Raw genomic sequence first — 22,197 nt, 5'->3', positions numbered from 1 at the left:
TCCCGATCGGCACGTGCTGCCGACGCCCGCCGGTTCTTCGGTCCCGGCGCGTGGTGCGCTAGAAGACGCTACCGCCGGCTACACCGCCGGTATGCGATGCAGATAAGGAGCAATCCCAATCCCAACGCTCCACTCGGCTCGGGCACCGGTGTGGATAGCCAGACGTCCGCCAGGTTCGTACGAAGGTCCACCGCGATTCAGAAGACGTGGCCGTTAGGGCCTATCTTGACGCCCTTGCAGGTGTAGTTCCACACGTCGTCGCCGAGCGCATTCGCCGAGATGTCCAGCGAGTCCACGAAGGTCCGCACCCACCCGTTGAACTGCGGGCCGTACGCCCACCACATTACGCGCCCCCAGTTGTCAATCTGCGGTGCATCGGTGGGAGTGCCGGTGGGCCCGAGATGTTGGTAGTGTCCCGCCAGATGGTGTTCTTGAACTCGAGTCCCTTCCGGAAGCCGATCCATACCGCTTGTCCAGTGTTGCTGATGCCCATCGGGAATGCCGCACGAGGTATATCTCCGTACACAGCCAGCGACAGGTTCTCGTGATTCTTGAAGACGTCCGAGTAGCCGTAGGCGAGGTTCCAGTCGATGCCCGCCCAGACGATATCGCCATTGTCGTTCATGCCCCGCGAATAGGCATGGTAGTTTCTGGGCGCGTTTCCGAAGTGCGATCGGCTGTAGTTCACGTCGTCGATGAAGATGTCGGTGTAGCCGTCCAGGTCCGGGCGGGTCCATAGCACGTCGCCGCGGCGGTTGAGATACGCGGCCCCTGCGGAGTAGTCGGGACCCACGATGCTGCGCGAGAGAGGGTAGTCGTCGAGGAACACGTGGGACTGGCATAGTACGCTACTTCCCCCTTCGCGTTGGTCCATACTACTGCGGAGTGGCTGCAACATCGTAGACTTGGGAAAGCAGCTTTTCGTGGCGGCACTGCTCCTGCGCCAGCGCATGGGTGCCTAATTGCACGAACGCTGTGCATATCGCCGCTACGAGATGGCAAACCTGCTTCATGATGTCCCTCTTTTGCAGGCGACGGTGACGCCTAGACGCTACATAGCGCGCCTTAGGCGCCACCGCACCAACGCGCGCCTAACTCCGCTTAGCCCAGATGGCGCGCATCACTCCATCTCTTTATTGCGTTTCCGATCACCTCGGGCGCACGGCACTGGCCGTGGATTCAGACCCAAGGGACCGTGCCCATATTGTATCACGGCTTGGCACGACTCGCGACTCTTCGAGCCAGTGTCGCCCACCTGCGCCTAGTTAGTGCGGTTGCGCTCGCCGCCCTGTCCACCGGGCGGAATGCCGGCCAAGAGGGTAAACTAGCATTTCGAGCGTAAGGCGGGGCAGCCCCGGACCGATTACAAAGGTAATCGGCCCGCTGTTCTTAGGGGGGCGCGCGCCGATCCGCCAACTAGTCTACGGAGGAATCTGGGAATGAGAAAGGCCATCGTTCTGATCGTAGCGGCAGCGGCCCTGGCCCTGTCCGCCAGCAGTTTCGGGGGGCGAAACTGCTGCCAGCCGAGCAGCCTCGGGGCTCCGGATTACAGCATTCTGCGGCACACGGGCAAGTTTCGTGCGATGAAGAACTGCGGCGATCTGTGTGGGCCGTGTGCGAAGTCCACATGCGGCTCCATGGTCAAGAAGTCGGCCTGTTGCCCTGCGAAGATCACCTGCTGCGGCGCGGCCGCCAAGTAGTTCTGCTCGGCAGAAAGGTCGTCAGGCCCGGCCCCTCGGCCGGGCCTTATCGTTAGCGTCATTCATGTTGACGTCGGCGACAGGCACCCCGCCATAATCAGTGCACTCACGACAGACTTGTCCGACCCATGGAGGGTCTTCGATGAAGAAGACACTGCAAGCGCTTGCCTTTAGCCTAGGCTCCGCCATCCTGGCGACAACGGCCGTCGCCCACGTTGAGACCTACGAGCCCAAGCTCGGTGCGCCGGACGTCAGCATTCTGCGCCACACCGGGAACTTCCGCTACAAGAGCAACTGCAAGACCTACGGTCCATGCTCCAAGGGCATGTGCCCACATGCAATGAAGCCAGTCGCTAAGTAGGGCCGGTGTCGGACCCGGTCTGTCGGTTCGTCAATCCCCGAGAGGATGCAAGGCAGTTAGGTCCGCCGCGGCTTGCTGTCATTCCAAGATAGGTCCGGGCTGGGCTACCGTCATGCTGAGCCTGTCGAAGCATGCCGCCGGTTGTCGCAAACGTAGTATCCTGAGCCGGGAGCATGCGGCTTGCGGGGACATGCTTCGACAGGCTCAGCATGACGGAGACGGGCTCAGCATGACGCGTGCTTCGACAGGCTCAGCATGACGTTTGCTTCTGCAGACTCAGCATGGCGGGGTGGGCTTGTGGGGTGCTCTCGCGCGTGCAGCAACAGCCTCTCAATGCTACCTTCCCGCGCACCGCGATGCTATCACCGGGCGGCGAACCCAAGGGACTGTCATCCCGACGGAGCGCACGCCTATGCCGAGAGCTAGTAGTGATCCTACGATAGCGACTGAGCGAACCCCTTGTGATCGCGCGTGCAGCGTGCGGGGATTTGGCCACCGGGGTGCAGCGCTTCGCGGGAGGAACCAGAAAGGGTTGCCTCAGTTGCTCGTGGCAGGCATAGTGTGGCAGAACAGGCTAGCTGCCGATCCCTCGGGATGACAGTGCGTGGAATCCCACATGACCCTAACGATACGTCACGTCTCAGTCGGCCTGGTTATCGGTCCTTTGGATGCAGTCCTATCCCGCTCCTGTCCGGATACTCGGGCGTCTTGGGCGCCACATAGGGCCTGCGCTTGAGTTCGTCCAGCATGTGTCGAATCGCAGCGTCGAGCTGCGGATCGCCACCATCTACCATCAGCGCGGGATCGTCAACCACCTCGATGTCCGGGGCCACGCCGTAGCCCTCCACTCCCCACGTGCCGTCGGTCTCGAAGAAGGCATGCCTGGGTACGCGAAGCACCCCACCATCTATCAGTTCCGGATTCCACGAGAGGCCGACGAGGCCGCCCCACGTGCGCGTGCCGATGAGCTTTCCAACGCCTGCCTTGCGGAAGTAGTAAGGGAATGCGTCGCCGCCGGAGCCGGCAAGCGAGTTGATCAGCATGCACTTCGGTCCGAGGTGTGAGATGCCGGGCACCGGGTCGTTTCGCCCGTTCCGTGTGTGGAAGTATGAGAGTGCAGGGCGATTGAGCAGTTCGATGAACTTGTCAGGAGATTGTCCACCCCCGTTCCAGCGCTCGTCCACGATGAGCGCTTCTTTGTTCATCTGCCCGATGAACTGGCGGTTCAGTTCGTTCAGCCCGTTGTTAGCCGTATCCGGCACATGGATGTAACCGACACGCCCGCCACTCCTCTCCTCGACATACTTACGGTTCTTCTCCACCCACGTGCGGTAGCGCAGTGCTCCTTCGTTGGCTGTTGGCTTGACCACTACGTCGCGCGCCTTCTCGTCCATCACCGGGTTCTCGCTCACGGTTATCGTGATCGTACGCCCCGCGGTGTTTAGGAACGCAGCGTGAATCTCCTTGCTCACGTCTATAGGCACACCATTCACTGCCAGCACGTAGTCGCCCACCTTCACATCAACTCCTGGCTGACCCAGCGGTCCACGCGCATCGTCATCCCAAGCGGCCCCACCGAGAATCCGCGAGATGCGATACGCTCCTCGGTGGACTTCGTAGTCGCAGCCTAACAGCCCGACGTTTGCGGGAGGTGCCTGCTCCACGTCGCCGACCTCCCAGATGTATGCGTGCCCGACGTTGAGCTCGCCTATCATCTCACCCAAAATGTAGTTCAGGTCGCCCCGGCTCGAGCAGTCTTCCAGCATCCTGGAATATTGCTCCCGGATAGCTGGCCAGTCCACGCCGTGCATGTTCCCAGCATAGAAGTAGTCACGGAATAGCCGCCATGCATCGTTGAATATCTGCCTCCACTCCTCGCGAGGCTCGACGTTCGCAGTCATGCCCTGCATCGGTACCATCTTCTCTGTTTTCTGGTTGGGTGACGCAGAGATGACCGCCAGCCCATCACCCACGGCTACGAGCAGCTTCTTGCCGTCCGCCGAGATGGTGAATTGCTCGACCCCCGCGAGCACCGGCTGCTCTTGCGCCTGCGGTCCGCTCATCTCGAACAGCTTGATGCCCGATCCGCTCCGCGTGTACATCAATTTCCCGTCCGCTGTGACGTTCAGGCTGTGAAAGGAGCCCGGAGGAACTGGTAGCCGAATAGCTCTGGATTCGAACCCATCCAGGTCTATTGCTAGGGGCTTCTCCTCTTCTCTCGATTTGTCCCCGTCACTGGCCGGCTTGTCGTCCTTCTTGTCACCTTCCCCCGCAGGCTTAGTGTCCTTCTTGAAGCTCTCCTCGTCGCTCTTGGGCAGGAACGGCGACTTGATATCTTTTCGCAACGGCACGGCGAGCAGCACGTCCGTGTTAGCGTAAACCGCTCTCCACCCTCCGAACTCGTCGAACACGGGCGAAGTCACGTTTCGATTGCTGGCGAGAAACAGATAGTCGCCCTTGCGGTCGAACACGGGCCAGCTATCGGGGAACACGCCCGCCGTGACTTGCGTCGCCTTGTCTTCTGCTACGTTGTACAGCCACACTGCCGACAGGCGGGTGTTCGACAACTTCGTGTAGACCAGCCAGGAGGAATCGTGAGACCACGCAACCCTGGAGTTGTAGCCGCTTCCGTCAGTGTCCACCACCTTCGGCTCGCCGCCTTCCGCCGAGATAAGACAGATACGGCCCTTCTCGTCCTGGAACACGAGATTCTTCGAATCTGGCGACCACGTCAGGTTCTGGCGATAACCCGCTCCGAGCGAAGTGAGTTTCTTCGTCTCACCCGAGCCGTCCGACGGCATCAGGTACAGCTCGTACTCCCCGCTCTCGTCGGACCAATAGGCGATCCACTTGCCGTCCGGGCTCCATGTCGGCTCGCGCTCAAACACGCCGCTCGTTCGCGTCATGTTGCGCAACGTGCCTTCTTCGGCGGGCAGCGACCAAACGTCGCCCCGCGCCGACACCACGACGCGCTTTCCGGTGGGCGATAGGTCAAAGGAAGAAAGGTAGCGCGCCGCGTTGACGGCGCGAGCCCTCAGCGTCGGCCTAGCTCCCGGAATACGAACCTCCACCCTCTTGCTCTCGCCCGTAGCGAGGTCGAGCAGGCGGATATCCGGTCCGTGCTGGTACACGATTTCTCCTTTTCCATCGGGACCCGGTCCGATGGAAGGCCACTTCACGTCGAAGTCTGCATACCTCGTAACCTGTCGTCGCCGACCGCTCTTCGTGTCGTAGGCCCAGATGTTGAGGCGATGAGACGGACCGTCGTCGGACAGGTAGTACACGGTGTCGCCATGCCACATCGGGAGCGAGTCCGTGCCCATCCAGTCCGTGATCTTCTTCGACTGGTGGGTTTCTAGGTGGAACAGCCATATGTCCGTCGCCTGCCCTCCGGTGTACCGCTTCCAGGTAGAGAAGTCCGTCGAGTGCAGCACGTAAGCCAGCCACTTTCCATCCGGGCTGATCGCTCCGTTCGCGCCGTACGGCACCGGGAGTTTTTTGGGCTGCCCTCCAGATGCAGGCACACGCATCAGTTGCGATTGCGAGCCATGCAAGTCCCTGCCGTACGAAAAGAAGAGAATGTCACCGGACGCCGTCCAGTCGCACGGGATTTCTTGGTTGGGATGGTATGTGACGCGGAACGGCACTCCGCCCTCGACCGGCAGCGTGTAGATATCCGAACCGGCATCATAGCCGCCCAGGAAAGCCACCTGCGAGCCGTCTGGGCTGAACTTGGCAAAGACCTCACCCCCGACGGCGCTCGTGAGTGGCTGTGCAACCCCTCCGGTCCGCGGCATAACCCACAGATTGCCCGAGTATGTGAACACGATGTGCTTCGCACTCACATCCGGATAGCGGATCATCCCCGCGTGGGGAGCAACGCTATCATCCTGAATCAGCAGCACCAGGGGCATCATGCAACCGATGCCGCCCGTGGCCAACACCCCGAGCGACGCAGCCGTCAAAGCCGAACGAAAGAACCCGATCATCGTTTCGCCTCCAGGCGAGGGGTTCCATGCCGGGATTCTTCTTCCTTTTCTGGTCCCAGAGCCCAGCATTCAACGGGTCAGGGCCGCTCGTCGGGAACCGCAGTGCCGTTCTGGTTGTCCGTTCCATTGAGCGTGGCTATCGGGTACGGCCCTGCCACGCAGGGTTCAGCGTGGGTCGCTCGGGACGGTTGGCCCGCCCAAACTCGCAACGAGTGCGGAGCCGTCTGACTCGGCACGCAAGGCTTGTTGCAAAGATAAAAGCCTCGGAAAGGGGAGTATATGCGCTCAAGCCTTCGGCAACTTCTCGTCTTCATACCCACAGCCCTCGCGCTCGCGGGTAGTGCTCAACCATGGCCGTTCGACGGTCCGAGGGCACAGGCGAACGATTATCCCGACATCAACGTGCTCTACATCGAGCGCACCCCCCGGCTGTCGTTCAACCCCAATGATATGACTTACAGCAGCGGGCTGCCGAGTGTGGGCCAGGCGGTGACTTACCTGGCACATATCAAGAACTGGGGACCGGTTACCCAGGATGTCGAGTACCTGTGGTACTTCGACGGCGTGCCGGGACTGGGTGGTATGGTGCAGATTCCGGCAGGGCAGACCGTGCAGGTGGCCTTCGACTGGAACTGGGACCCCGCCGATCACGACCTGAAGATCGTTGCCGACCCCAACAACCTGCTCACCGAGCTGACCAAGTTGAACAACACCGTGGAGATCAGAACTAACGCGCTCCTCGTCGGTCTGTGGGTGGAGCAGGGCCTCTACGATTATTTCCACGAGAATCAGTACAAGCTGAACGACGGTGCGAACGGCTTCGAGGATTGGGGGCAGCGGATGATACGCCGCTGGAACGAGATGCACGCGAAAGCCAAGTTCCCGTTCTGCCCTAACGGTGCGCTGGACAGAATGTCGCTGGACAAGGTAGTGGTGGTGCCGAACGGTGCATTGCCCCTGAACGGCGGCATTGCCACCAACAACCCGGATCGGCTTGACCGCACGGTGGACATGATGTGGGGATATCCCTACAACCCCAACGATATCCTGCCCGGTGCCTTTTATGGCTTCCGATGGAACGGTCCGTTCTTGATTGACATTGGTAGCATCCACGAGATGAACCACGCCAGGTTCATGATTGACAACTACGGCTTCGACGTGCACCAGAGCGAGAGCGCGCCTTGGTCCATAGATGTCCGCGACGATGGCGGCAATATCATTACAGGGACCATGTACATGCCCTTCATCTCTTGGCAAGGAGTGCACTACAATAAGTGGTCCGACATCATGGGTGGGCCTGCCATATACGATGCTTACACGGCAAGCGTGTGGAACTGGAAGCACCACAAGCGCGGACGTGGTAACCAAAACTCGCCTCCGGATATCGGCGTCTTCCTGACCGACCTGCCACAGAACAACCACTTCCAGTTCATAGACGAGAACGGTGTGCCCTTGGCCGGGGCAACGGTGGACGTGTATCGCGCGACGGGCGGCACGGGCTGGTACGCCAAAACATACGACAACGTGTCCGACGCAACGTTCACGACGGACTCCAACGGCTATATCACGATGCCTCAGAACCCGTTCGGAAGCCCCATCCGACACACCTATGGGCTAGCCAATACCGTGATGATCTTGAAAGTCCGCCACAATGGACAGCTCTACTTCACATTCCAGGAGATTACGGATTTCAATCTGGCCTACTGGAGAGGGAATACCACCAACGCGTACTACGTGCGCCAGATCGACCTTCGCGACAACCCCGCCACCGTGCCGAACAACGCTTGGCTCGGCAACTACTTCAACGGCACCAACTACCAGACGTTCGTCACGAGCCGCACGGATAGCGGCATAGACTTCGAGACTTCCGGCGCTCTAGCACCCGGCCTGGACGAAGACAACGTGAGCGTCTTCTGGCACGGGAACTTTACTTTCACGGACGGATGGAAACGCTTTACGATTACCACGGACGGCGGTGTTCAGCTCTTCATCGACGAGAGGCTGGTGTTCGATGCGTGGAATAACACCACTACCAATACTTTCACGCCGGACATCTATACGATGAACTGGTCGAACTACGTGAACCCCGGTCAGGCGAGTGCGGACACCACGAGACACAGAGTGGTGGTGCGTTACCGCCACGGCACGGGGACTGCACGCATCCAGGTTAGCTGGACGGACCAGCCGCCGCCAGACGAGATACCCTATGACGCTTGGCGAGTCGATCTGTATAGCCAGAAGAACTTAACAGGCTACATAACTAGTAGACTGGAAGATCGAATCGATCACGAGTACGGCAGTGGGAGCCCCGATCCTGCGATCAACGGTGACAACTGGAGCGTGCGCCGCACCGGATACTGGTACTTCCCGGCGGGTACGTACGACTTTACCGCTAGAACCGACGATGGCATACGCATATGGATAGACGATGTTCTGGTGCTGAATAAGTGGTTCGATCAGAATGCGACCACCTACACCTTCACTCATGAGATGGACGAGGGCTACCACCTGATACGAGTGGAGCACTACGAGAACGGATCGTCGGCCACAGCCAAACTGACGTGGGAGCTTCAGACACCGGTCTACGGAGGCGAGGTCGTGCTGGGCCACTGGTCGGCACCGGTCGCAGGCGTGCAGCTCAACTTGTTGGTAGGTACGTCGCAATACACGGTTACTCTTGATGCCGAGGGCAAGTTCTCGATGCCCGGGTCGATTCCGGCCGGCACCCATGACGTGAAGCTGTGGGGCCGGGCCTGGTTACGAAGGACGGTGCCCGCGGTCACCTTCCCGCTGACGGAGACACTCCACTTCAGCCTCCTTAATGGTGATTGCCAGGTTAACAACGCGGTGGATATGGGTGATCTCGCTCGCGTGTTGATCACGTACGGAGGCACCGATCAGACCGCTGACCTAGATGGAGTGGACGGCGTCACGCTTAATGACCTGAACATCGTGCTGATCAACTTCGGTAGGCAGGGGGATAGCTAGCCTGGGATTGGCGCACACTGACAGGTTGCATCGGTCCATGCAAGTGAAGGAGAATCGATGAGATCAGCCATCCCGTGCCTGGTGTGCGTGTTCGCTGTAGTGTCGGTCTGCATCTGTCATGCGGGTCCGCAGCACTGGGGGTTCGGCTTCTCCTACTTCGCAGCTCTCGAGGAGGTCGGTGGGCAGCGGCGGCTCGTCGTGTACGAACCCCCTTTGCGTGCGAAGGACGGAATGTGGCCCAGCCGTTGGATAGACCGAACCACCTCCTTCGACGATGTGCCGGTAGGTGGACTAACGGTGGGTAACTTCTGGCCCGCCAGCTTCGACACGGACCACATCGTGGCGATTCGGGTGGTGGGTAGCCAGGTCTTCATGTACGTGTACGAGCCGCCACAGCACTTTGCGGTCCGCCAGTGGTCACAGAAGAGCGTCTCGACGGGCGTAAGCATCAGTGGTACCTTCCTGGGTGCAGCCGGCGGAAACCCGCGTGGGGCTACCAAGGATCAACTGCTGATAGCGACCGAGTACAACGGAAACGTGCGCATCGCTATGCTGAATCCTCCTACTAGCTCGATGGGTACTACCTGGAGCAAGATCGCCGAGTCGGACTTGCCCAACGTGCAGGGTAGCTTCATCGCGTTCGCATGTGGTGACTTCTGGGGCGAGAAGAAGGACTACATCGCTCTTGCCACGGTAGTTGGAGGCCAGACTCGCATCGCCTTCTACCGATACACCGTGGCAGGGAACCGCTTCGAATTCGTAGTGGACGACCGGGCGGGCGATCTGCCCAACTTGGTACCAGGGGGCTTGTGCGCCGCAGACTACCAGAAGGATGGGTTCGACGTGTTGACGCTGGTGCCTCCATTCGGCGGGTACCAGCTCCGTGTCGCGCCTGCCAAGCCGGGTGGAAAGTATGATCCAGGTCCGCAGTATGATGGCAAGGCGCTGTCAGGACAGTGGATGCCAGGCAATGGGGGCTACGCCAGCAAGAAGGTGATGACAGGGTTCTTCGGTGCGGAAGCGGGGAACAGGTTGGCCTTCGGCGCTGGGCGGCTCTTCGGGTATATCAACACCGACCTGAACTCGCGCTACAGCATATCGAACACAGCGGACGCCCAGATATCCTTTGCCAAACGCAGCCCACGCAAGGACGAGCGTCCCCCCTATGGCTGGCCTGCCTACGGCGAGACTGTCAGTTACGAGATCAACTTGCAGAACACCGGTGCGAGCACCATCCCGGGTGGAAGTGTTCGGCTCAAGGTGTGGGTGGATCGCGACTACCGGAACGCCGACACGGACCCCGTCACCTGTGATACGCCGGATTACGACTTCCTCATCGGTGAAGACATCCCCGCGTACGATGCTAACAGCCCGAGCTACGTGTCGCGCATCGTGACCCTCAGCTGGCCATACCAACTCATCTTGGCCGGTCCTCGTGCTACGTGGCGAAAGATAAACCTGGACGACGTGGGGGAACGGTGGATAATCGCCGTGTTGGAGTGGGCAGACGATGCTAATCAGCGGAACAACCGATACGAGTTCGCCATCCACGGCCTGACATTCCACCCCATCTTCCGAAGCCAGGCCTCGCTTGCGGATAGACAGCCCACGGTGCTGGGGGATCCACCCAGCAAGGAGTACCTTAGTCGCAAGCTAGCGGACGCCGTGCAGTGTATGTGGGAGCGATCCGCCACTCGTGACGGCCAAGATGTCCTGCAGCGGCTCTGGTTCGACAGTTACGAAATCGGATGGCCTTCCGACGCCGCGGATCCTAACCAGGCCTGGCAGATCGTGCAAGCCAAGTACGAGGGCTGGCGGGAGCTAGATGGCTGGTGGGGACACTACCAGGGTTGGGAGCGGTTCAACTGGGGCGACGGTGGTGCCGAACTGCACGAGACGGGTCACCTCTTTCACCCTCTCGGTGACCTGTATCAGTATTACGCACACCCAGTCTTTACTTCCGCTTCCCAAATGGCGGATGGGACACCTGTACAGGTCGCATCGTGGTGTTGGGCTGCTGATAGTTATGGACCCGGGCAGACGAAGATCTCCTGGCCTGCCTGCGAGATGATGAGGCGCTTCCTGGTGGGAGCTCGCAATAATAGTATCTCTGGATGGGAGTCGTTGGCCCCGGACCGCACGTGGGTGCGAGTGCTCGACTGCGATGGCAGACCGGTGCAGGGGGCCGAGGTGAGCCTCTACACGTATGGTGCAAAGACCCCCCTCGCTAGTGGCACTACCGGGTCTGATGGAAGATGGGAGATCACATCCCTGTTCGGCAGTTCTACGACCGACGCTTTCGGAAGAAGGCATTACACACAGAACCAATCGCTGATACACAGTCTCGCACAGGTGTTCACGGTCCGTATAGGTCAACACTACCTAGATGCCACGATCTGGGGCATAGAGGACACGGCATCTCACAGCCGTCATACCTACATGGGTCATTCGATGGTGAACGAGACTGGGTGGACATGGGACTTCCACACGAACTATCGTGCAACCGCGGCTCCTCCTGATTTCACCGTCACCGCTGCCGTCGAAGGGCGCAAGGTGAGTCTCGAGGTATCGGGACCGCCCAACGCGACGTACCGCGTGTACCGCCGTTGGCAGCCGACGTTCGTTAGGTACGCCATCGGGGATTTCGCCGCCGACGGCAATACAGTGCGTGTCGTACAGGATATGGCGGAGGCCGACTCCTTCGACGCTAATCGATACCGCGCGATGTACGAAGTGACTCGCATCGTAGGTACTGCCCCCGCGACTCCTGGCGGCGTTCAAGACGCCGTGGAAACTCTTCCTCGCAGCGTCTTCGTAACCGGCTTGTCCAACGCGTGCGGCATCAGCGATGACGGACAGGGCAGAATGCTGGTCGCCTCCAACGCTGGAATCGCTAACCCCTTCTGCCAGCTTTTCGATGGGACGACACCCTACCGCGAGCTCTTCTATCACTTCCGCTTCGGCCACACGGCACAGAAGGTCGTGGCGTCGAAGCTTACGGCGGGCAAGTATTACGCAACGCTGCAGTTCGCTGACATGACACCCGAGTACCGCTTCGACCTCGTCACGGCTCCCACGTCGGCCCCCTACGGCTATGACGTTCGCAACGACATACCGTCCTATCAGGCGAGCTCCTTCAGTAAGACCCCACCATATTGGATACAAAACTCTCAGGCAGCGACTCGCTATCTGCCCGGAGACTTGGTTATTGGTACCGCCACGTCTTCCAGAGTCAACGCGGTATCGGGAAACCGCATCTACACCGATGCGTTGGTGTTCAATCAGTCGGACACGAATCCGTGGTTCTCGGGCAGTCGCCTTGCCGGCTATACAGGTACCGACTCGGCTCGGCGGGAGCTCCAGTCTGCCAGAGGACTTGCAGTGTTCTTGCGCTCCGGCGCAGAGTACGTTGCCATCGCAGACACAGGGAACCGCAGGTTGGTCGTGTGGGATGCGAACACGAAGTACGTGACACACTATCAGTTCGAGGACGCCGGTGCCAAACCCGCGGCGGTCGCGGCGCATCCGCTGACTCAGGGCAAAGTATACGTTGTGGATCGCGGCATGAACCGTCTGTACCGCTTCTCCTTCGACGGGTCCTCGCTGTCTGTGGACTCTGGCTTCCCAGTGTCGGTGGTGGCAGGCGATTGGTCGGGTGGTAAGGAGGTGGGCCTTGCGACAGCCAGTGCAGACGGCTCGACCGTGCTGTTGGCAGTGACAAATGCATCTTCAAAGGTAGTAAGGGAGTACAATGAGCAGGGAACCGTGCTCGCCACGTACAACGTCCCCACCGGCAACTACATGGGCAACGCAACGCTCGACGCACCTAGCGACGTGGCCTACGTTACGAGAGAAGGGCGACTCGGCCTCTACGCTGTGGATGGACTGGATCGGGTAGTACTGCTGGTGGAACGCCCCGGTATAGGTGCCCCTGGTCGAGTTAGTACTTCTCCCGCCGCCATATCCGAATTGGCCGTGTCCAGACCGGTACGATTGTTAGTACTAGATGCACGGGGGGAGGAAGACACCTTCGGCCAGGACCTCGTGGATGGCTACACGCAGTGCCTTTTCGAAGCCAGCCATGGTAGGGTCGAATACCGGGTCGTCGAGTACGCTCTCGTGCGTGGGAGTAGCCTGCACCAGCTTCTCCGGCACGCCGAGGTAGCAGTCCGAGTGAACGCAGGCAACGTGGACGAAGTACTCGTTCTGGTCTCGAACGACTCTCTAAAACCCGGCGCATTCATGTTCGGCGAAGAGGCGATCGAGCTCGATGCTAGTGGTATCTCCAAGCCTCCCTACCGACGGACGTTCGTAGTGACGGTGGCGGATGTTCGGGAAGGGCTAGGCGGGCTCCTGGCGACCTACTGTCGAAGGGCAGAAAAGTTGCTGACCCACGCATTTGGTGGCTGGAACGGGTATCCGCCACGACACGATTGGGACCGGTTCACGTTACACGAAGCCATCGCACCCGGTGAAGCGGCGTGCGGCACACTGTCGCACCCGCCTGGTGACACCACGGTGCTGAGCTCATCCGACGACTGGCTGCACAACTGGCCCAACCTGCGCGGTACCCGTAGGGCGCTGAACCCCGAGGAATGGGGCTCCGGCGAGACGGTCGCTCACGCCAAGTGGTGGCTCAGCCACCTTCCACACGCTGCCGGCCGAGATGCCGCGGGGAAACCCCTCGACTGGTGGTGGCACATCGTCCTTCAATCCCCCGTCGCGCCATCGTCCACGCGGCAGCCCGGGCTTTCGCCGTCTCGGCAATAGGTTGCCCGACCATCCCCGGCAGGGATCACACCTTCCCCGGCGAACACCATCCGCATGGAACAGCCCGACCAGAAAGCCGACAAGAACGAAAAGAAGGAAGAACGCTATCCGCTGACCACCGACCAACCGCCGGTCGTTACCTCCCACAAGCTGCAGATCGGCCAGAAGACGCTAGCGTACGAAGCACACACCGGCATGCTGCCCATCAACGGGCCGACCGGTGAGACCGAGGCGGGAGTCTTCTTCATGGCGTACTTCAAGAAGGGCGCGGACCGCGCGAAACGACCCCTCATGTTCTCGTTCAACGGCGGGCCGGGTTCGGCCTCGCTCTGGCTGCACCTGGGTGCCGTCGGGCCGAAGCGCGTGCGGTTGCAGGACGACGGGAACCTACCGCCACCGCCCTACAAACTGGTGGACAACCCGGAAACCTGGCTGGAGGACACGGACCTGTGTTTCATAGACCCCGTCGGCACAGGTTATAGCCGTCCCGCCACCAAGGAGCTCGGCGAGAAGTTCTGGGGACTGAAAGGTGACATCGAGTCGGTGGGAGAGTTCATTCGGCTGTTCCTAACACGCTTCGAGCGTTGGACGTCCCCGCTCTTCTTGGTAGGCGAAAGCTATGGCACGACTCGCGCTGCCGGCCTCGCCGGGCACCTGATTGAGAAAGGTATCGCCTTCAACGGTATCATCCTCGTCTCGTCCATTCTCAACTTTCTAACAGCCCGATTCGTCAAGGGCAACGACCTGCCGTACGTGCTCTTCCTGCCTACATACACCGCTACCGCGTGGTATCACAAGAAGCTGCCGAAGGACCTAATGAAGGACCTTCACAAGACGCTGGCCGAGGTGGAACAATGGGCGGGCACCGAATACACCCTCGCACTCGCAAAAGGTGACAGGTTGTCAGTCAGGGAGAGAGACGAGGTGGTATCGCGTCTCTCGCGGTACACCGGGCTGGAGCCCAGGTTCATCCGTAACTGTGATCTTCGTGTGAACATCCACCATTTCTGCAAGGAGCTGCTCCGCGACGAGGGACGCACGGTCGGACGGCTCGACAGCCGCATCAAGGGTATGGACGCTAGCGGAGTAACCGAAAGGCCGGAGCACGACCCTAGCATGGCAGCGATTCGTCCCCCCTACACTTCCATGATCAACGACTACATCCGCGGCACCCTCGGCTACAAGACCGACGTTCCTTATTACGTGCCTTATTACGTGTTAGGCGAAGGTATCGAGAAACCGTGGGACTGGGGCTCGGCGGGCGAGGGCCCTCCGGATACCAGCGAAGCACTCCGATCGGCGTTCGCGAAAAACCCCTATATGCGTCTCATGGTGGCATCGGGCTACTACGACCTCGCCACACCCTACTACGCGACGAAGTACACGCTGGCGCACATGGGGCTCGATAGATCGCTGCGGGATCGTATCAACACATCCGAGTATGAGGCTGGGCACATGATGTACATCCACGGCGTCTCGCTGAAGAAGCTGAAGAAGGACGTCGCCGCGTTCATCAGTTCCGCTCTCGAGTAGGTGCGATAGCAGTGTTGCCCCCGCCGCCGGATCGATAGGCAGGGCTTCTGAGACTGCGCGAGCCTGCTCGCTTTGAATGCATCGCGGTCGGTCGCTGTCAAAGGCACAAGCAGGTTCGCGCAGTCCGGAAACCAGCGGAGCATTGCCGAACGCGAGGGAAGTTTTCATTCTTTTGAAAGCATCCGGGTTGTTGTCATACGCCCCCGTTCCTTACCCGCCGAGTTTGGGCATGGGGGATGCGAACCGGCAACAGTGCGGGTTACATGCCGTGGCGCGTACGACGGCGCGAAGTGTCGCGTAGAATGGAAGCGTGCCGAAGGTGAAGGAGTGCCGCATCGCCGCTCCTTTCGCCCTGGAGGAACTGGTGGCGGCAGCAAACGGCCTGCTACGCACACGCCCCGACATCCTGGTCGGCAGGCGCGCTAGGCGGGTATTCTTCCGCCCCCGACCGGCGCTCCGAAGTACGCCCGCTACAGTTACGAGCATCTTTTGCGCCTGCTCCTGGCTCAGGGGCTGCGGTTGGTGGCGATCCGGGCGAGCGTAGAGGACCTCGCCCGGGGCGGCCAGGCACGCCTTGAGGAACCACAGGAGATTGTCGACGGCGGTCCGCCGAATGACGATTGTAGCGCGAATGCCGGCGAATCTCGCAGTCGAGGAGCCATCCTTGCGCCGTTGAGCGCAACTCCTCACGTGATAGGGGTGCCGGCGAACCGACAGAACGAAGCTCTGTTTTTCCATTTGCCTTCCAACAGGCCCCTCGGAATTGACCGAGACCTACAACGAAGTCCTGTTTTCGACCCTGAAGGCTCAATGGAAAGTGAGACTGGAGCCCATGACGAGAATCGGACTCGTGACCTCTTCTTTACCAAAGAAGTGCTCTACCACTGAGCTACATGGGCTTCTGGTGGCGCGACTAGGATTCGAACCTAGGTAGGGTACTCCCGACAGATTTACAGTCTGTTGCCATTGACCGCTCGGCCATCGCGCCATGAGAGACGGGGAATCAAATACCATAGTGGGAGCCGAATCGTCAAGAGAAACCTGATTGCAAGAGACGGCCGTCTCTACACTACGCGAGAGCCTAAGACGCTCAGGCCTGAGGCTTCTCGGCGTGCCGTCTGCGGCGGGGCTGGGCCGAGCGGAGTAGGACGCCACATTCGGCCAGATCGGCAGCCAGCCTCTCCGCGCTCCAGCCCTCCCGCAGCGCTTCGAGCACCATCTCGAGGAGCGTCGCCTCCACCCGCCCACTCTCGGTGACGGCCTCGAACCGAGCCGTGCAAGGCACGTTCCCGAGATACACCCCGAAGGTGACCGCCTGGGCGATGTCTACCAGCGGGTCCGGCAGCGCCTCGTCTGGCACGGGCCAGTCCCCGTGCAGAGCGTGAGTTCGGGGGCGGGAGGACTCCATCAGCTCGCGAATCAGATTGGCCGCGGCCGGCCGCTCGGAGCCCCAGTGGCTTACTGCCAGCGACACTTCCTCCGGCCAGCGCCCTTCAAAGCCGACTAGCCCACCAACCAAGAACGGATGGAAACACTCGGTCGGAATGCCCTCCGCGAGCCAAAAGCGAAGCAACTTCAGGCCACGTCGGCACTGAATGGAGGGTGGAATCCGCGAAGGGGGAGGTTGCCATTCCATCTCTCGCTCGATCTCGGCGATCTCGCGGGCAAAGCGAACCAGCAGCTTAGCATGGCGCGAAGGACCGACCTCGGCGCGCGCCTGCTGCCACTGCTCGGACCACCAGGGCGGACGGTGGAACCGCAGCGTGAAGTCCAGCAGACTGGTGATGACGCCGACCAGATTGTCCAGCGCTTCAGAGCGCGCAGCGACCAGGAATCGAGAAGGGCCCAAGGTGTCTCCCAGTTCGCCCATTGCGCCCACCTTCTCCTGCTTCGGGCGGTGGCACCGAGGTTTCCATGCCCCAATACGACATGTATAGCGTCCATGGGTGACAGCGCGCCACCCGTCGGGGGGTGGGCCGCGTACTACGGCGGGCGGAACCAATTGCATCTGGACCTGCACGCCGCTTGGCAACGCCGCAACGTGCGGCAGTAGCAATTACGTTCAACTTTCAAGCGCGAGTCGGGATGTGGCGCCGCGCGGTTCCCGCCCTTCCTCGAACGGTCGTAGGCATCGCGGACGGGCGTCGGAGCCATCGTGGAACACGAACCACCCGGGATAGCCACCGCGATGACCTCATGCGCCCTCCGCGGATCTCTGCTCGCTCCGCGTGGAAGCCCTTGCCGGCACCGTGCTGTAGCTCGTGTAGCTGCGCATCACCAGGGCACTGCTCTGATTGCCACGCAAGGTTCGCAAAGGGCTCGCCAGGATCGCAGCCTCCGGCGCCAATCTGCCCTGGGCCGGCAACTGGGATTGGGTCAAAGGGACTGCCGAGGTCGCCGAACATGGAATATTTGGCCATAATAGCAAAAAGACAAAAATGTAGGAGCACACCTGACCATGCTCGACGACACCACGCGGGCCGCCCTCGAGGCCAAAGCCGCAGTTATCAAGGCCCTCGCACACCCGACTCGTCTCTTCATCGCCATGGAGCTTGCCAAGGGAGAACGGTGCGTGTGTGAGCTTACGGACCTGGTCGGTGACGACGTGTCCACGGTGTCACGTCATCTGTCGGTCATGAGGGCAGCGGGTGTCGTCGCCGACCGCCGCGTCGGCACGAAGGTGATCTGCTCGCTGCGCGTGCCTTGCCTACAGGGATTCCTGGATTGCGTCGACAGAGTGTTGGAGGCGACCGCCAGGCAACGATATGAGCTGGCGATGGCGACACGCTCCGCACACAGCGATTGATACCACACAACTAACAAGTACCTACTGGGGGACGGGATGTACGATTGGCGGAAAGAGTGGCGAGTTCTTCTTCTCATGCTCTTCGTCTTCCTCGCCTTTTTCTATCTGCCGATCGAGTGGCTCCGGGAATCGCACCGCGTCAAGAACGCCCTGTGGGAAGCGCTCTATCTAGCGAGGTGGTATGCGCAGGAGCACGTCCTGCTCTGTCTCGTGCCCGCCTTCTTCATCGCCGGCGCGATGGCCGTGTTCGTCAGCCAGGCATCGGTCATGCGCTACCTTGGTGCCGGCGCAAACAAGCTGTTGTCGTATGGCGTGGCGTCGGTGTCTGGTACGGTGCTAGCAGTGTGCTCGTGCACGGTGCTCCCACTGTTTGCAGGCATCTATCGGATGGGGGCGGGATTGGGACCGGCCACGGCATTTCTGTACTCCGGTCCGGCCATCAACGTCCTCGCTATCATCCTGACTGCGCGAATCCTAGGACTGCAACTAGGGGTCGCACGCGCCGTTGGGGCAGTGGTGTTCAGCATCGTGATCGGTGTGTGCATGCATCTCCTGTTCCGCAACGACGAGATGGCAAAGGCATCTGCGGCCGCCAACACAGTCCAGCCCGAAGCACCACGTCCGCTTTGGCAGAACGCGCTGTTCTTCGCATCCATGATCGCGCTTCTGGTCTTCGCCAACTGGGCCAAGCCGGAGCAAGGTGTGGGTATATGGTCGGCCATCTATGGCGTGAAGTGGTGGCTGACCTCGCTCAGCGCAATCGCGCTCGGGTTCATCATGACAGCCTGGATGGGTGTGAAAGCCTGGAAGCTCGCGTGTGTTGCGCTACCGGTTGCGATACTGGTAGTCGTGGTGCCCGGTGCCCCCATGATCTCCTTCGCCGCAGGTGTGGTCGGGCTTTCGCTCGTACTAGCCACGGATTCGGGCGAGGGGAAGGAGTGGTTCGGCTCGTCCTACGGCTTCGCAAAACAGATCATGCCGCTGCTATTGGGTGGTGTGTTGATCGCCGGAGCGCTGCTCGGGCGGCCCGGGAGCGAGGGCTTGATCCCCTCCGAGTGGGTAACAGCGGCGGTGGGCGGCAACTCCCTGTGGGCCAACCTGTTTGCGTCGGTGGCGGGTGCATTCATGTACTTCGCCACGCTGACCGAGGTGCCGATCGTACAAGGACTGGTAGGAAGCGGTATGGGCAAAGGACCTGCGCTGGCGCTCCTGCTCGCAGGACCCGCCCTGTCGCTCCCCAATATGCTCGTGATACGTAGCGTGATGGGTACACGCAAGACCCTCGCGTTCATCTTACTGGTAGTAATACTAGCAACACTCTCCGGTATCGTGTTCGGAGCGTTCTTCGGAGAGACGACGTCATCGTGACGACTGGATTGAGAACGATAGGAGGCGGACTATGAAGCTTCAGATACTAGGAACCGGATGCCCGAAGTGCAAGCTGCTGGCAGAACACGCGGAGACGGCTGCAAAGGAGCTGGGCTTGCCGTACGAGATCGAGAAGATTACTGACATTGGGCAGATTATCCAGCTCGGAGTAATGATGACTCCTGGGCTGGCGGTGGATGGCAAGGTGGTGTCTTCCGGAAAGGTGCTCTCAGCGGAGGCAATCAAGCAACTTCTGCAGGAGGGATCGTAACCGTGGGTGGTTGCGGATGTGGGGGCACTGGCCTACCGATGGTCTTCGCATGCTCTGGCGCGTCGGACGTCGGTGCAATCACGGACCAAGTGGCTCGCAAGTTGTCGCGTCGTCGCCTGGCAACGATGAGCTGTATCGCAGCGATCGGTGGCAGGGTCGAGGATATGGTCGAAAAGGCCCGTGCGGCCACTTCCATTGTCGCGATTGATGGGTGCGACCATGAATGTGCGCGTCGCACATTGGAGAGTGTCGGCGCTGCGGGCATGATGCACTTCGCCCTCCAGGAGATGGGTATGGAGAAGGGCAACACGCCGGTATCCACCGAGAATGTAGACAGAGTGTACGATTCGATTGTCCAGATACTGAAAGGAGTCTTCTGATGCTCTCCGCTAGCTTAGTGAAGTGGGGTCTTCTCCTGTTCGTCGGAGCCAGCCTGGCCTATCTCGGGCTGGGAGGGGGCAACCCGCAGAGCACCCAGAGTACGTCGAGTCCCGGACCCACACAGCAAACGGAGATCCGAGCTCCCGATCTGATGCTTTACTACTTCCACCGCACGCAGCGCTGCCCGACCTGCCTCAAGATCGAGGACCTGACTGGCCAGATCGTCCAAGAGGTGTATGCCAAGGAACTCGAGAGTGGGCGCCTGGTGTATCAGGTCATCAACGTGGATGATCCCGGCAACGACTCGTTCATAAGGGAGTATGAACTCATATCGAGCAGCCTCATTGCAGCCCGGTTCGTCAAGGGCAAGCGCGCAGAGTGGAAGTCTCTAGACGATGTGTGGCTACTGACATCGGATCCCGCGAAGTTCCGCGATTATTTGACCAGAAAGATCGACGTGATGCTGGCTGCCGCCAAGAAGTAATGACGGAAGCGATCCTGGCGACGGGTACGGCATTCTGGCTGGGCCTATTGACTGCCGTAAGTCCCTGTCCCTTGGCCACGAACATCGCGGCACTCTCGTTCGTGTCGCGGAAGGCGAGCGGCACGATGGCGGCGCTTGCTACGGGGGGGCTGTACACACTCGGACGCACTCTCGCCTACACGGTGCTAGGGGTATTGCTCGTGTCCGGCTTGCTCTCTGCTCCACACTTGTCCAATCTGCTGCAGAAGCACATGAATCAACTGCTGGGTCCCCTGCTGATCCTGGTGGGAATGATACTGCTCGGCATACTATCACCGAAGACACCTGCCGTTTCGGTAAGCGAAGGACTCGGTCGTCGGACAGAGCAGATGGGATTTGCTGGAGCGTTGTTCTTGGGAGTGTTGTTCGCGCTCTCCTTTTGTCCCGCCTCTGCTGCACTGTTTTTCGGAAGTCTGCTGCCAGTGGCAGTGCATGCGAAGTCGAAGGTGTTGGTCCCTGCGGTGTACGGCGTGGCGACCGGCCTGCCGGTACTCGTGTGCGCACTGCTACTCGCGATGGGAGTCCAAGCCGTCTCTCGAGCCCACCGCGCCATCACACGCTTCGAGTCGGTGGCGAGAAGGCTGACGGGGGCAGTTTTCGTGCTCGTGGGAATCTACTACTGCCTGGTGCACATTTGGCGGATCATCTGACCAAGAACGAGGCGAGCGCAAGCAGTAGCAGGGCCGTGGGCAAGATGCATCCCGTGCGATAGGACATACCGGTTCCCGGTGCACCGACCGATACCTGTTTCTTACCCCTCGGGTTGATACTGAACCTGAGCCCGCGGCGACCGACGCTAAAGCCGACGCCGCCCTTACTGAGATTGGCCCACAAGCCCTTGCCGAGGCGAATTCGACGCTGAAACCGAAAGCCCATCGGGTGTTACCTCCCCACACACTATATCACAGGTTCGTTCAGCGCACGTGACAACTGCCCAAGCCACGCTTCGCCAAGTACTGCTGATGGTAATCCTCGGCGCGATAGAATTCCTGTGCTGGCTCGATCTGCGTCACGATGGGCCTGCCGAACCGGCCGGAGGCCTCCTGCGATTGCAGCGACGCCCTGGCCTCTTGCTCCTGCTCAGGCGAATGGAAGAAGATAGCCGATCGGTATTGCGAGCCGATGTCAGGGCCTTGGCGGTTAGGTGTGGTCGGATCGTGGATGCCCCAGAACAGGTCCAGCAGCTCCGAGTACGACACCACGGACGGGTCGAACGTGACGCGAACCGCCTCGGCGTGGCCCGTGCGACCGGAGCACACCTCGTGATAGGTCGGGTTCGCGACAGTACCGCCGGTGTAGCCCACCTCGGTGTCCAGCACTCCCTGCACTCGCCGGAACGCCTCCTCGACCCCCCAGAAACAACCGGCAGCGAACGTCGCGACTTGGCTTCTCATCTCTGTCTCACCCCCTGATAGGGGTATAGCGGTGCCGCGCCAAAATGGTTCCCAACGCGCTAGTCTACATCTCCCGGCGCCGCATCCGGGCTCCGGCGCAGTTCCGTAAGACC

Annotated in this window: 19 protein-coding genes and 2 tRNA genes; 11 read left to right on the top strand and 10 right to left on the bottom strand. The window is 60.5% G+C overall.

Annotation, left to right across the window (positions count from 1 at the left end; genetic code table 11):
• Positions 1 to 68: 68 nt before the first annotated feature.
• From HRF45_01510 to HRF45_01495, 4 genes are read right to left on the bottom strand one after another with little or no spacing between them, the layout of a single operon-like run.
• Entirely contained in the window at positions 69 to 191 is a 123-nt protein-coding gene (locus tag HRF45_01510) for a PEP-CTERM sorting domain-containing protein (protein MEP0765206.1), read from the bottom strand.
• Between the two features lie 6 nt (positions 192 to 197).
• A complete protein-coding gene (locus tag HRF45_01505) occupies positions 198 to 344 on the bottom strand; it encodes a hypothetical protein (GenBank protein ID MEP0765205.1) in 147 nt (48 codons plus the stop codon).
• A complete protein-coding gene (locus HRF45_01500; protein MEP0765204.1) occupies positions 344 to 874 on the bottom strand; it encodes a hypothetical protein in 531 nt (176 codons plus the stop codon). The genes HRF45_01505 and HRF45_01500 overlap by 1 nt, the downstream gene beginning before the upstream one ends.
• A gap of 1 nt (position 875) precedes the next feature.
• Positions 876 to 1,013 carry a hypothetical protein gene (locus HRF45_01495; GenBank protein MEP0765203.1) on the bottom strand — a complete coding sequence of 46 codons (138 nt, stop codon included), beginning with the start codon at positions 1,011 to 1,013 and terminating at the stop codon, positions 876 to 878.
• A gap of 426 nt (positions 1,014 to 1,439) precedes the next feature.
• Between HRF45_01495 and HRF45_01490 the strand changes: the two genes are divergently transcribed.
• Entirely contained in the window at positions 1,440 to 1,700 is a 261-nt protein-coding gene (locus HRF45_01490) for a hypothetical protein (protein MEP0765202.1), read from the top strand.
• Between the two features lie 142 nt (positions 1,701 to 1,842).
• Complete coding sequence (locus tag HRF45_01485) at positions 1,843 to 2,061, top strand: hypothetical protein (GenBank protein ID MEP0765201.1); 219 nt, start codon at positions 1,843 to 1,845, stop codon at positions 2,059 to 2,061.
• Between the two features lie 653 nt (positions 2,062 to 2,714).
• Here HRF45_01485 and HRF45_01480 read toward each other — a convergent pair.
• Positions 2,715 to 6,050: a PDZ domain-containing protein gene (locus HRF45_01480; GenBank protein ID MEP0765200.1), complete on the bottom strand. Its 3,336-nt coding sequence runs from the start codon at positions 6,048 to 6,050 to the stop codon at positions 2,715 to 2,717.
• Positions 6,051 to 6,329: 279 nt separating this feature from the next.
• On the opposite strand from HRF45_01480, the gene HRF45_01475 reads away from it, so the two are divergent.
• The 3 genes from HRF45_01475 to HRF45_01465 are packed head-to-tail and all read left to right on the top strand — an operon-like array spanning position 6,330 to position 15,341.
• Positions 6,330 to 9,038 (top strand): hypothetical protein, encoded by a 2,709-nt coding sequence (locus tag HRF45_01475; protein MEP0765199.1) that lies wholly within the window; start codon positions 6,330 to 6,332, stop codon positions 9,036 to 9,038.
• A gap of 57 nt (positions 9,039 to 9,095) precedes the next feature.
• On the top strand, positions 9,096 to 13,808 hold the full coding sequence (locus HRF45_01470) for a hypothetical protein (GenBank protein ID MEP0765198.1): 4,713 nt from the start codon (positions 9,096 to 9,098) through the stop codon (positions 13,806 to 13,808).
• A gap of 54 nt (positions 13,809 to 13,862) precedes the next feature.
• The gene (locus HRF45_01465) at positions 13,863 to 15,341 is read left to right on the top strand and encodes a peptidase S10 (GenBank protein ID MEP0765197.1); all 1,479 of its coding nucleotides are present in this window, start codon (positions 13,863 to 13,865) and stop codon (positions 15,339 to 15,341) included.
• A gap of 824 nt (positions 15,342 to 16,165) precedes the next feature.
• Here the strand turns inward: HRF45_01465 and HRF45_01460 are convergent.
• The 3 genes from HRF45_01460 to HRF45_01450 form a co-directional block, all read right to left on the bottom strand.
• Positions 16,166 to 16,240, bottom strand: a tRNA-Thr gene (locus HRF45_01460).
• Between the two features lie 3 nt (positions 16,241 to 16,243).
• Positions 16,244 to 16,329, bottom strand: a tRNA-Tyr gene (locus tag HRF45_01455).
• 102 nt (positions 16,330 to 16,431) lie between these two features.
• A complete protein-coding gene (locus HRF45_01450) occupies positions 16,432 to 17,211 on the bottom strand; it encodes a hypothetical protein (protein MEP0765196.1) in 780 nt (259 codons plus the stop codon).
• A gap of 588 nt (positions 17,212 to 17,799) precedes the next feature.
• Between HRF45_01450 and HRF45_01445 the strand changes: the two genes are divergently transcribed.
• The 6 genes from HRF45_01445 to HRF45_01420 are packed head-to-tail and all read left to right on the top strand — an operon-like array spanning position 17,800 to position 21,340.
• Positions 17,800 to 18,147: a winged helix-turn-helix transcriptional regulator gene (locus HRF45_01445; protein ID MEP0765195.1), complete on the top strand. Its 348-nt coding sequence runs from the start codon at positions 17,800 to 17,802 to the stop codon at positions 18,145 to 18,147.
• A 36-nt stretch (positions 18,148 to 18,183) separates the two neighbouring features.
• Positions 18,184 to 19,515 carry a permease gene (locus HRF45_01440; protein MEP0765194.1) on the top strand — a complete coding sequence of 444 codons (1,332 nt, stop codon included), beginning with the start codon at positions 18,184 to 18,186 and terminating at the stop codon, positions 19,513 to 19,515.
• Positions 19,516 to 19,546: 31 nt separating this feature from the next.
• Positions 19,547 to 19,786, top strand: a complete 240-nt coding sequence (locus tag HRF45_01435) for a TM0996/MTH895 family glutaredoxin-like protein (GenBank protein MEP0765193.1) — start codon at positions 19,547 to 19,549, stop codon at positions 19,784 to 19,786.
• Between the two features lie 38 nt (positions 19,787 to 19,824).
• A complete protein-coding gene (locus HRF45_01430) occupies positions 19,825 to 20,166 on the top strand; it encodes a zinc-binding protein (GenBank protein MEP0765192.1) in 342 nt (113 codons plus the stop codon).
• The gene (locus HRF45_01425) at positions 20,166 to 20,651 is read left to right on the top strand and encodes a hypothetical protein (GenBank protein ID MEP0765191.1); all 486 of its coding nucleotides are present in this window, start codon (positions 20,166 to 20,168) and stop codon (positions 20,649 to 20,651) included. Before HRF45_01430 ends, HRF45_01425 begins: the two co-directional genes overlap by 1 nt.
• The gene (locus HRF45_01420; GenBank protein ID MEP0765190.1) at positions 20,651 to 21,340 is read left to right on the top strand and encodes a sulfite exporter TauE/SafE family protein; all 690 of its coding nucleotides are present in this window, start codon (positions 20,651 to 20,653) and stop codon (positions 21,338 to 21,340) included. The genes HRF45_01425 and HRF45_01420 overlap by 1 nt, the downstream gene beginning before the upstream one ends.
• Here HRF45_01420 and HRF45_01415 read toward each other — a convergent pair.
• On the bottom strand, positions 21,333 to 21,566 hold the full coding sequence (locus HRF45_01415) for a DUF4236 domain-containing protein (protein MEP0765189.1): 234 nt from the start codon (positions 21,564 to 21,566) through the stop codon (positions 21,333 to 21,335). The genes HRF45_01420 and HRF45_01415 overlap by 8 nt on opposite strands.
• A 38-nt stretch (positions 21,567 to 21,604) precedes the next feature.
• Entirely contained in the window at positions 21,605 to 22,084 is a 480-nt protein-coding gene (msrA, locus tag HRF45_01410; protein MEP0765188.1) for a peptide-methionine (S)-S-oxide reductase MsrA, read from the bottom strand.
• Between the last annotated feature and the right edge of the window lie 113 nt (positions 22,085 to 22,197).

Source organism: Fimbriimonadia bacterium, assembly GCA_039961735.1.
Classification (GTDB): Bacteria; Armatimonadota; Fimbriimonadia; order Fimbriimonadales; family JABRVX01; genus JABRVX01.
Note: the sequence above shows the minus strand (reverse complement) of the source record. Positions and strands in the feature narration are given on the sequence as shown.

Coding starts and splice junctions, on each gene's coding strand:
- HRF45_01505 (MEP0765205.1), bottom strand. CDS start 344: ATGTGGTGGGCGTACGGCCCGCAGTTCAACGGGTGGGTGCGGACCTTC.
- HRF45_01500 (MEP0765204.1), bottom strand. CDS start 874: ATGGACCAACGCGAAGGGGGAAGTAGCGTACTATGCCAGTCCCACGTG.
- HRF45_01495 (MEP0765203.1), bottom strand. CDS start 1,013: ATGAAGCAGGTTTGCCATCTCGTAGCGGCGATATGCACAGCGTTCGTG.
- HRF45_01490 (MEP0765202.1), top strand. CDS start 1,440: ATGAGAAAGGCCATCGTTCTGATCGTAGCGGCAGCGGCCCTGGCCCTG.
- HRF45_01485 (MEP0765201.1), top strand. CDS start 1,843: ATGAAGAAGACACTGCAAGCGCTTGCCTTTAGCCTAGGCTCCGCCATC.
- HRF45_01480 (MEP0765200.1), bottom strand. CDS start 6,050: ATGATCGGGTTCTTTCGTTCGGCTTTGACGGCTGCGTCGCTCGGGGTG.
- HRF45_01475 (MEP0765199.1), top strand. CDS start 6,330: ATGCGCTCAAGCCTTCGGCAACTTCTCGTCTTCATACCCACAGCCCTC.
- HRF45_01470 (MEP0765198.1), top strand. CDS start 9,096: ATGAGATCAGCCATCCCGTGCCTGGTGTGCGTGTTCGCTGTAGTGTCG.
- HRF45_01465 (MEP0765197.1), top strand. CDS start 13,863: ATGGAACAGCCCGACCAGAAAGCCGACAAGAACGAAAAGAAGGAAGAA.
- HRF45_01450 (MEP0765196.1), bottom strand. CDS start 17,211: ATGGGCGAACTGGGAGACACCTTGGGCCCTTCTCGATTCCTGGTCGCT.
- HRF45_01445 (MEP0765195.1), top strand. CDS start 17,800: ATGCTCGACGACACCACGCGGGCCGCCCTCGAGGCCAAAGCCGCAGTT.
- HRF45_01440 (MEP0765194.1), top strand. CDS start 18,184: ATGTACGATTGGCGGAAAGAGTGGCGAGTTCTTCTTCTCATGCTCTTC.
- HRF45_01435 (MEP0765193.1), top strand. CDS start 19,547: ATGAAGCTTCAGATACTAGGAACCGGATGCCCGAAGTGCAAGCTGCTG.
- HRF45_01430 (MEP0765192.1), top strand. CDS start 19,825: ATGGTCTTCGCATGCTCTGGCGCGTCGGACGTCGGTGCAATCACGGAC.
- HRF45_01425 (MEP0765191.1), top strand. CDS start 20,166: ATGCTCTCCGCTAGCTTAGTGAAGTGGGGTCTTCTCCTGTTCGTCGGA.
- HRF45_01420 (MEP0765190.1), top strand. CDS start 20,651: ATGACGGAAGCGATCCTGGCGACGGGTACGGCATTCTGGCTGGGCCTA.
- HRF45_01415 (MEP0765189.1), bottom strand. CDS start 21,566: ATGGGCTTTCGGTTTCAGCGTCGAATTCGCCTCGGCAAGGGCTTGTGG.
- msrA (MEP0765188.1), bottom strand. CDS start 22,084: ATGAGAAGCCAAGTCGCGACGTTCGCTGCCGGTTGTTTCTGGGGGGTC.